Consider the following 8,443-nt stretch of genomic DNA (forward strand, 5'->3'; position numbering starts at 1 on the left):
GGCTCCCTTCACACCCCCGCAGTAACGCCTGTGATCATTGTCCCCCGAGTGTGCACGATCCGCGATCGGTGGGGGGTGCACCCGGGTGACCGGGCCGGGAGGGCGGGGCCGGGATCAGCCGCCGATCGCGGCGAGCCGGGTGGCGAGCGTGCCGGCCGCGTCGGCGTCCACCCGCCCGACGCTCACCCGCAGCATCTGCCGGTCCTCCGGCAGGAAGGCGGTGCCCGGGATGACCAGCGTGTCGTGTTCGAGCAGCAGCTCGCGGACGACGTCGGTGCTGGGCCGGTCGGTGAACGGATGGCGCACCCAGGCGAAGAACCCGCCGGCGGACACGACCTCGAACCCGCCCGGCCGGGGTGCGAGCGCGTCCACCAGCCACTGCCGCCGCCGGGCGATCTCGGCCACCCGCTCGGCCCGCCAGGTACCGGCCCGGGTGAGGCCGGTCAGGGTCGCCTCCTGCCCGGCCCGCGGCGCGCAGATCGCGATGCAGTCGAGCACCTTGAGCACCTCGCGGTTCAGCTCCGGCGCGCCGACGACGGCGCCGACCCGGTAGCCGGGGATCGCCAGGTCCTTGGAGAACGAGTGCAGGCTGACCACTGTGGAGCGCCACTGCGGATCGGCGAACAGCGGGTGCGCCGGGGCGTCGGTGTCCCGGAAGGACCGATAGGTCTCGTCCAGCACGAGTGCGACGTCGTGCCGCCGGGCCAGCTCGGCGAACGCGACGATCTCGGCGGGCGGGACCGTGACCCCGCTCGGGTTGCCCGGGGTGACCAGCACGACCGCCCGGGTCCGCGGGGTGATCAGCGCCTCGGCGTCGGCGGCCCGGGGCACCAGATCGGCGTCCGGCTCCAGGTAGACCGGCCGCACGCCCTGCAACCGGACCCACATGTCGTGGTTGAAGTAGTACGGCAGCGGCATGACCAGCTCGTCGCCCGGACCGGCGAGCGCCGAGACGACGGTGGTGAACGCCTGGTTGCAGCCGGCCGTGACCACTACGTCGGACGGGTCGATCCCGCCGGCGTAGTCCCGGCTCAGCTCCTCGGCGACGGCCCGGCGCAGCGCCGGCAGGCCGGGCACCGGCGCGTAGCCCGCGCCGGCCGGGTCCCTGGCGACCTCCACGACCCGCTCGACGACCTCCGGTGCCGGTGGGTAGGGCGGGGCGGCCTGGGAGAGGTCGAGCAGCGGCCGGCGTCCGTCGTGCAGGGCGAGCAGCGCCTGCGCTGCGCCGATCGGGGAGTCGATCCCACCGGTCGTCGTCGGGTCGAGTCGCAACGCTGGCCGCCGTCCTCTCGGTCGTCGTCGGGCGTCCGTCGGCGGAGCCCGGCGCAGTCTAGTCAGCGGATCCGGGCGCAGTCACAACCTAATTGCGATTGTATATCGCTATTGCGGCGGGGTGATCGCGTAAACATGCCGCAAAGGACGGCGGGTGCGCTTGTCCAACCTGGAGCCCGGCCTTACATTGGTACGCCTGTTGTAACATTGACTGGCGGTTCGAGAACCCGGGCCGCGCGGTGATCCGGAACCCGAGGGGGTTTCCATGGGAGAGCCGGAGAGCTCTCGGGCGGTGGGGCTGCGGACATGTGTCCCGCACGGGACGACCGTCGAACTCGACACGACCGACGTGGAGCAGGCCCGCGCGGTGGCGGGGCGGGCGTACGCGCCGCACACCATCACCGTCCGCGGCGATCCCGACCGGTTCCGCGCGGTGCAGGCGTCGCTGTCCGACGGGCCGGTCGCGCTGGACGAGCTGCGCTACGGCACCGAGTGCGACGTCGTGGCGACCGCGCCGCTGGACCGGGTGCACTGCGTGGTGCAGCCGATCAGCGGCACGGTCACGGTGAGCGGCGGCCGGTCGTCGGAGACGCTCGTCCCCGGCCGGTCGGTGGCGCTCGACGCCGAGCTCGAGTTCCGGATGCACTGGCACGACGACGCCGCGATCAGCGGGATCCGGATCGACCGGGTCGCGTTCGACGCCGCGGTCGCCGACATCGTCGGCGACGATCCGGTGCCGCTGCCCCGGTTCCTGCTCCGCTGTCCGACCTCCGAGCGCGACGCCCGGCTGTGGCAGTCGGGCGTGCAGCTGCTCGAACGCTCCCTGCGCTCCGCGGAGCTGCGCGACGCGGGCCCGCTGTGGTGGGCCGAGCTGCACCGGCACCTGGTCGGCGTGCTGCTGGCGACCCACCCGACGGAGTCGCGGTACCCGCAGGCCACCCCCGGTGCGGTGCCGCGCTCGGCCGCCTCCCGGGCCGTCGACTACCTGCACGAGCACGCCGGCGAGCCGTTCAGCGCGCGGGCGGTGGCCCGGGCGAGCGGCACCTCGGTCCGGTCGATGCAGGAGGCGTTCCGGCGCGAGCTCGGCACCAGCCCGCTGCAGATGCTGATCCGGATCCGGCTGGCGAAGGCCTGCGCCGAGCTGCGGGCCGGCGACCCGGCCGTCGTGACGGTGGCCGACGTCGCCAGCCGCTGGGGTTTCGGCAACCTCGGTCGGTTCTCCCGCCGGTTCCGCGAGGAGTTCGGTGAGCTGCCCTCCGACGTCCTGAAGAACTGCCCGAAAGGACAGCTGTGACCGCACCGGCCGGTTCCATGACGACACGATCAGGTGAACCTTCGGCTAGGGTGTCCGGACAAAATCGTCCCGCCGGGGACGGGCCGGACCGTGCGGCGGGGGGATGGTGCCCCGGCGGCGCCCGGCCCCCGGCGGCCGCCACGGAGGTGTCACAGCGCCGATGTCGAGGGGTGGCCCCGCTTCCGGGAACTTCCAGCAGCTCCGGGTGGACGTCCTCGATCCCGGCCGGGAGCCGCCCGACGCCACCGCGGGCCGGGTGCTGTCCGCGGCCCGGCGGGTGGTCGAGGAGTTCGGGCTGCGGCGCTTCACGATGGACCAGGTCGCCCGGCGGGGCCGGGTCTCCCGGATGACCGTCTACCGGCACTTCCCGCGCAAGGACGAGCTGGTCCGCGCGCTGCTGACCGCCGAGCTGCGGCGGTTCACCACCGAGGCCGACGCGGTGGTCGAGGCGGAGCCGACGATCGACGGCAAGCTCGCCGTCGGCGTCCGGTTCTGCGTCGAGCACCTGCGCCGGCACCCGGTGCTGGCCCGGTTGCTGCGGACCGAGCCGGAGATCCTGCTCCCGCACCTGACGACCGCGGGCGGGCCGCTGATCTCGGTGGCGACCGAGTGGATCTCCGGTCACGTGCGGCGGGAGATCGCGGCCGCCGGGCTGCAGATCCCGCCCGGACACGTGCAGCCGCTCGCCGAGCTGCTGGTCCGGCTGGTCGTGTCGCTCGTCCTCAATCCGGTCTCCACCCTCGATCTCGACTCCGACGAGGGCTGGGACCGGGTCCGCGCCCTCTACGTTGCGCCGTTCGTGGCGGTGCTGGCCCGGGAGGTGGAGCCGGGGGGCCGGGCCGCCGCCCCCGCCACGTCCGGCGCGGCCGAGGCGGCGGCGGTCGCCTCGGTCAACCCGCTTTGACGGCGATCACCGGGACCGGGGCCGGCAGCAGCAGCCGCTGCGACACGCTGCCGAGCACCGCCTTGCTCACCGGGCTGCGCCGGCGCAGCCCGATCACCGGGAGGCCCCGCCGCTCGGGTCGAAGGGCAGGTTCAGCACGACCAGTTCGGTGCCGAGCAGGGTCGCCTCGGCGCTACCCGCCTGCAGGGCGGCCGCCCCTCGGGGCCGGCCGGAACCGCCACCAGATCGCTCACGTCGTCGTCCTTCCGATCGTCGGGTGGATCATGAGTAGCGCTCGCGGAACTCGGCCTCGAGCTGCTCGAGGGACCGGCCGCGGGTCTCCGGGACCATGGTGTGGACGAAGGCGAGAGCCACGAGCCCCAGCACCACGAAGATGAAGAACGTCGAGGCGATCCCGATGCCCTCGACGATCGGCGGGAACACCAGCGCGACCAGCGCGTTGGCCAGCCACAGCGCCAGCACGCTGATCCCGATCGCCATGCTGCGGATCCGCAGCGGGAAGATCTCGGAGCAGACCAGCCAGGTCAGCGGCCCGAGCGAGCCCTGCATGCAGAACACGGACAGCACAGTTCGGTGCGACGACGCGGCCGTGCGTGCCGACCATGAACACGATCGCCAGCAGCAGGATGGTGTGCCGGCGGCCGTAGCGGTCGGACAGGGCCCCGCCGACGAAGGCGCCCGCAGCCGCACCGAAGATCAGGATGCTGACGACGAAGCCCTCGGTGAACGCGGTCAGCGCGAGGTCCCGGGTGAGCGGCTCCAGCGCGCCGTTGATGACGCCGGTGTCGTAGCCGAACAGCAGGCCGCCGAAGGTGGCGATGACGGTGATCAGTCCGAGGCGCCGCGAGTGCGGCCCCCTGGTGTCCGGAGGCAGCTCGGTGGCTCCCGCATCGGTGCGCAGGGACATGACGGTTCTCCCCGTTGAGGCGGCCGGATCCTGGGCGTGTCGCACACCGGCGGTGGCCGCGAACCGTACGACGCCCGGTGTCTTCGACGGTCGACCCGGACCCGAACGCTAGGTACGCCACGCAATTCCGCCAATATTCTGTACAGACATATAGTCAAAGCACGAGGGTGTGACACGTAGTGGTCGCGATATTGCGCTGAACGGGTGGTCTGTGGCGGCCGATACCCCGATTGCAAGGCGTCCGGTTGCGTTGTGTATCTTTGTGATCTGAAACACCACTGATCTAATGTGTGAAACAGTGGTGACCGGGTGACGGCAGCGGGGGGCCGATGGTGAGTGCCGTGTCGTTCCGGGACGTGAGCAAGCGCGCCGCCGACGGCTCCTGCGCGGTGACCGGGGTGAACCTCGACGTGGCGCCCGGGGAGACCGTCGTCCTGCTCGGACCGGCCGGCAGCGGCAAGTCCACGCTGCTGCAGCTCGCCGCAGGGGCGACGGCACCCTCGGCGGGCGCCGTTCTGCTCGACGGCCGGCCGGTCGTCGACGTCCTCTCGCAGGATCGGCCGCTGGCCATGGTCACCCCGCAGCAGAACTTCTATCCCCGGCTCGACGTCGGGGAGAACATCGCACTCCCGCTCACGATGTCCGGCCTCGGCGCGGGGGAGCAGCAGCGGCGCGTCGCCGCGGTCGCCGGCCGGTTCGGCGTCACCCCGCTGCTGCGGTCGCGGCCGCGCGAGCTCTCGGCGGTCGACCTGCGCCGGGTCGCGCTCTGCCGAGCGATGATCTGCAGGCCGCGCCTGCTGCTGCTGGACGAGCCCCTCAGCGGGATGGACGCCCGGGCCCGGGACGAGCTGCGCCCCGTCGTCGCCGAGCAGATCCGGGAGCTCGGCGCGACGGTGCTCTACGCGGCGGCCGGCGTCGACACCGCACCGCAGGAGGCGGACCGGATCGTCGTCCTGCGGGCCGGCCGGATCCGCGACGTCGGCACGCCGGGTGGCCTGTGGGCCGATCCGGGCACCGTCTTCACCGCCGCCGCGCTCGGCGACCCGCCGATGAACCTGGTCGAGGCGAGCGTGCACGTCGAGCTGGAGGAGTTCGTGGCGCTCGGCGTCGGCACCCGCTACCTGCGGCTGCCGTGGAACGACATCCGGTCCCGGGCGATCGCGCACTACCACGGCGAGCGCCTGGTGCTCGGCGTCCGGCCGGAGGCGGTGCGGCCCGGCCGGCCCGGCAGTGCCCTGCAGGGGCGGGTGCTCACCGTCGAGCACCGCGCGGGCGGGACCTACGCCCGGCTCGACATCGGGGCGGGCGCCGTCGACACCGGCCCGCCCCCGGTGGATCGCCCGGTGGTCGGCCCCCGGCGCGGCTGGTTCGGCCGTCCCGGCGGCGGTCGCGGCATCGCGACCGCGGTCTCCGACACCGTCCTCCCGCCGCTCGACCAGCCCACCAGGTCCGCGGAGTTCGTTGTGCGACTGCCGCCCGGAAATGGGATCGCGCCGGGGCGCACCATGCCGATCGGGTTCACGCTGGGCGACATCCACTTGTTCGACGATCGCGGCCTGCGGATCGATCTCGGGCGCGGTGTCCCCGGGCCGCCCGCGCTGCACCTCTGACCGTCGCCGACCGCCCCTCCCGCTCCACCACCTGTCTCCCCGGCCACCCCGATCGCGATGGGATCCCGCAGGTCCGGTACCGCCCGGGCGCCACCTCAGATGTCCGGCCCGGCCCGGCCCGGGCCGCAACGCCCGGCCTGGGGTGCCCGGTCGCCCAGACGCTGTCCGCGCTCGGGACGTTCGCCATCGGGCTCGTGCTGCGCCCGGTCGGCGCGGTGCTCTTGGGTTACATCGGCGACCGGGTCAGCCGGACGACCTCGCTGTTGCTCACCCTGGTGCTGATGGGCGGTCGACGACCGCGGTCGGGTTGCTCCCCACCCACGAGTCGATCGGGCTGCTCGCACCGGTCGCGCTGAGAGCGCGTCGCGGGCGGCGCGTTCGGCATCGAGAGGTTCGAACGCCGCCCTTCCCGGCGGGCCGGGCGCTGCGGTCGGTCGAGCTCGACCACCACCTCACCGGCCGCAGCCGGCGTGGACGCCTGCCACGCGGCCGCCTTCGCGGACCTTGAGCACCAGGGCGTCCGCGGCGACACAGGTGTACGGGCCCTGGTCGAGCGGGCGGGTCCGGAACTGCTCGACCTGGCCGTCGAGGTCTCGGGCCATCTCCGAGACTTGCGACGTGGACAGTCTGGTGATCCCGAGGGACCCGACGAGCTTCTCCATCCGCCGGGTGGAGACCCCCGAGCAGGTAGCAGGTCGCGACCACCGTCGTGAGCGCTCGCTCCGCCCCGCCGCCGAGCTGGCGGCGACACCAAGACCGGGTCCATCCGAGTGCTCAAGCGCAGGCTGTCCGACGTTGTCTACCGCGCCCTACTCGCCGACCTCGACCGCTGCTCACAGCCGCAACAGGACGCTGACACCGCCGCTTGACATAGGAGCAAGTGGACGCCACTCGAGGGGGAAGCGGCACACGCGGCAGGCCGATCGGGGGCGAGGCGTCGGCCACTGCGGCAGGGACCAGGAGCGGTGTGATGGATTCGGCGCTCACAAGGACCACCCGCATGTGGCAGTCGTGCCACCGGAGTGGTGATGGGGTGCCTTCAAGCACTGGCCCGTCAGGTGTGGCAGGGATGTCACGAAAGTGTGTCCGAGGGGGGAGTTGCACGCTAGCCACACCCTTCGACGACCTGTCCATCCCGTGGGCGGAGTGGTTGGGACAGGTACTCGGACGGTTGTAGAAGCCATGACCTGGTGATGTCGACGATGGACAGGATCCTCGTGAGTGTCCATCTGTACGGGCTCGATCGACTCTTAAGGGCCGGTCGACAGCCGGTTGTCGGGACGGACACTGACGAGTGTCGACGGACCGAGATGACGCCGGGGGTGCATCTGGCTCGCCCGCGGCGGATCGATTGCGCGGGCGGCGTACGTCCGGAAGATCCTGTCCGGCGGCGACCTCGATATCGCGACCGCGAGCAGGGGCCTGCGGTTCGACCTCACCTGCCATCACATGGCCCTCGTCGCCACCCGTCATCAGGACAGCCACGGTGAGGAGCCGCTCGGCTCGGTCGCGCACCCCGGTCGCCGCGCGGAGGACGTTAGCCGCTCCGCTGCTCGCCCGAGTCGACCTGGACACCGTCCTGTGCTGGATCCCGACTGACGACCCCCGCCCGTGTCCGCAGTAGGGGCCGATCCTGATCGGTCAGGGCCGACCGGCGCGCGGGATCGACGGGTTCCGGGACTGTCAAGTTCTTACAGTCCCTCACTTGAGCGGCGACCACGGCTGACCCACGTTGGACCGGCGCCGGGCACATGGACGGCTCGGGATGCAGTGCGGTGCAGGGCGTCGATGAACCCGCCCGACCGTCCAGTGCGGGGTCACCGGAGGCCGCGGGCGTCGGTGAAGCCGACGGTGAGATGGTGTCGCCGAACGACCCCGGCAGAGGGCCCACGCCATGCCTGCCACTCCTTGGACGAACGCGCGTCGATCGAAGTCGATGCTGTGCACGCGATGTCGCCCACGGGGGGAACTCTCGCCACCAGTCGTCACGCAGCGCGCGCAGGGTCTCGTCGGTCATCAACTCCGCAGCCCTCCTGATCCTCCTGGAGAGCGAAGGGCTGGTGGAGAATCTGCCTCGGCGTGGTTGCTATGTCGCAGTTGGGTGGCGCCCGGAGGTGGACGCTTCACTGGTCGGCCCAGATCGTGATCGTCCGTTTCCTCAGTCGTCCCGTCTGGCACCTCCATGATCAAGGTGTTGCGACGACCAGTTGAATCCGCCTTGCGAACCGTGGTCGGGGTGCAGGATCGCCGAGTGCGGTTCGGGGTCGCGGCGGGTGATGGCCATACCGAGTGCGTCGGTGACCAACCCCGGTCATTCATGACGCTGCTGATTGATCTCGGATTCGGTGTTGTCTGCTGGAGCTGGTGTGACGGCGTGCGGGAGTGTCCGGCGTGCGGTTCTGTCGGGTGCTCCGCGGGGTTGGTCGGGTCGCTGGTGCGGGGTCAGCCGGCGGGAA

The 8,443-nt window shown here is 72.1% G+C and carries 6 protein-coding genes and 2 pseudogenes; 3 read left to right on the top strand and 5 right to left on the bottom strand.

The window, feature by feature from the left end; genetic code table 11:
• Positions 1 to 114: 114 nt before the first annotated feature.
• Positions 115 to 1,272 (bottom strand): aminotransferase, encoded by a 1,158-nt coding sequence (locus ABZ881_RS28545; RefSeq protein ID WP_358488782.1) that lies wholly within the window; start codon positions 1,270 to 1,272, stop codon positions 115 to 117.
• 265 nt (positions 1,273 to 1,537) lie between these two features.
• Here ABZ881_RS28545 and ABZ881_RS28550 point away from each other — a divergent pair, with 265 nt between their 5' ends.
• Complete coding sequence (locus ABZ881_RS28550; protein ID WP_358488783.1) at positions 1,538 to 2,566, top strand: AraC family transcriptional regulator; 1,029 nt, start codon at positions 1,538 to 1,540, stop codon at positions 2,564 to 2,566.
• Positions 2,567 to 2,726: 160 nt separating this feature from the next.
• On the top strand, positions 2,727 to 3,470 hold the full coding sequence (locus ABZ881_RS28555) for a TetR/AcrR family transcriptional regulator (RefSeq protein WP_358488784.1): 744 nt from the start codon (positions 2,727 to 2,729) through the stop codon (positions 3,468 to 3,470).
• Here the strand turns inward: ABZ881_RS28555 and ABZ881_RS28560 are convergent.
• The 3 genes and pseudogenes from ABZ881_RS28560 to ABZ881_RS28570 all read right to left on the bottom strand — a co-directional run.
• A complete protein-coding gene (locus tag ABZ881_RS28560) occupies positions 3,457 to 3,567 on the bottom strand; it encodes a universal stress protein (protein WP_358488785.1) in 111 nt (36 codons plus the stop codon). The genes ABZ881_RS28555 and ABZ881_RS28560 overlap by 14 nt on opposite strands.
• Before the next feature lie 164 nt (positions 3,568 to 3,731).
• Entirely contained in the window at positions 3,732 to 4,019 is a 288-nt protein-coding gene (locus tag ABZ881_RS28565) for an MFS transporter (RefSeq protein ID WP_358488787.1), read from the bottom strand.
• A gap of 61 nt (positions 4,020 to 4,080) precedes the next feature.
• A pseudogene (locus ABZ881_RS28570) lies at positions 4,081 to 4,377 on the bottom strand (MFS transporter); the annotation flags it as partial.
• A gap of 341 nt (positions 4,378 to 4,718) precedes the next feature.
• On the opposite strand from ABZ881_RS28570, the gene ABZ881_RS28575 reads away from it, so the two are divergent.
• Positions 4,719 to 5,987, top strand: a complete 1,269-nt coding sequence (locus ABZ881_RS28575; protein WP_358488788.1) for an ABC transporter ATP-binding protein — start codon at positions 4,719 to 4,721, stop codon at positions 5,985 to 5,987.
• A gap of 482 nt (positions 5,988 to 6,469) precedes the next feature.
• Here the strand turns inward: ABZ881_RS28575 and ABZ881_RS28580 are convergent.
• Positions 6,470 to 6,713, bottom strand: a pseudogene (locus ABZ881_RS28580) (transposase); the annotation flags it as partial.
• Positions 6,714 to 8,443: the final 1,730 nt, after the last annotated feature.

Source organism: Pseudonocardia sp. NPDC046786, assembly GCF_040645415.1.
Lineage (GTDB): Bacteria > Actinomycetota > Actinomycetes > Mycobacteriales > Pseudonocardiaceae > Pseudonocardia > Pseudonocardia kongjuensis.

Bases quoted from the DNA above. Each gene is read 5' to 3' on its own strand.
- ABZ881_RS28555 (WP_358488784.1), top strand. From the start codon at position 2,727: ATGTCGAGGGGTGGCCCCGCTTCCGGGAACTTCCAGCAGCTCCGGGTG.
- ABZ881_RS28550 (WP_358488783.1), top strand. From the start codon at position 1,538: ATGGGAGAGCCGGAGAGCTCTCGGGCGGTGGGGCTGCGGACATGTGTC.
- ABZ881_RS28565 (WP_358488787.1), bottom strand. From the start codon at position 4,019: ATGCAGGGCTCGCTCGGGCCGCTGACCTGGCTGGTCTGCTCCGAGATC.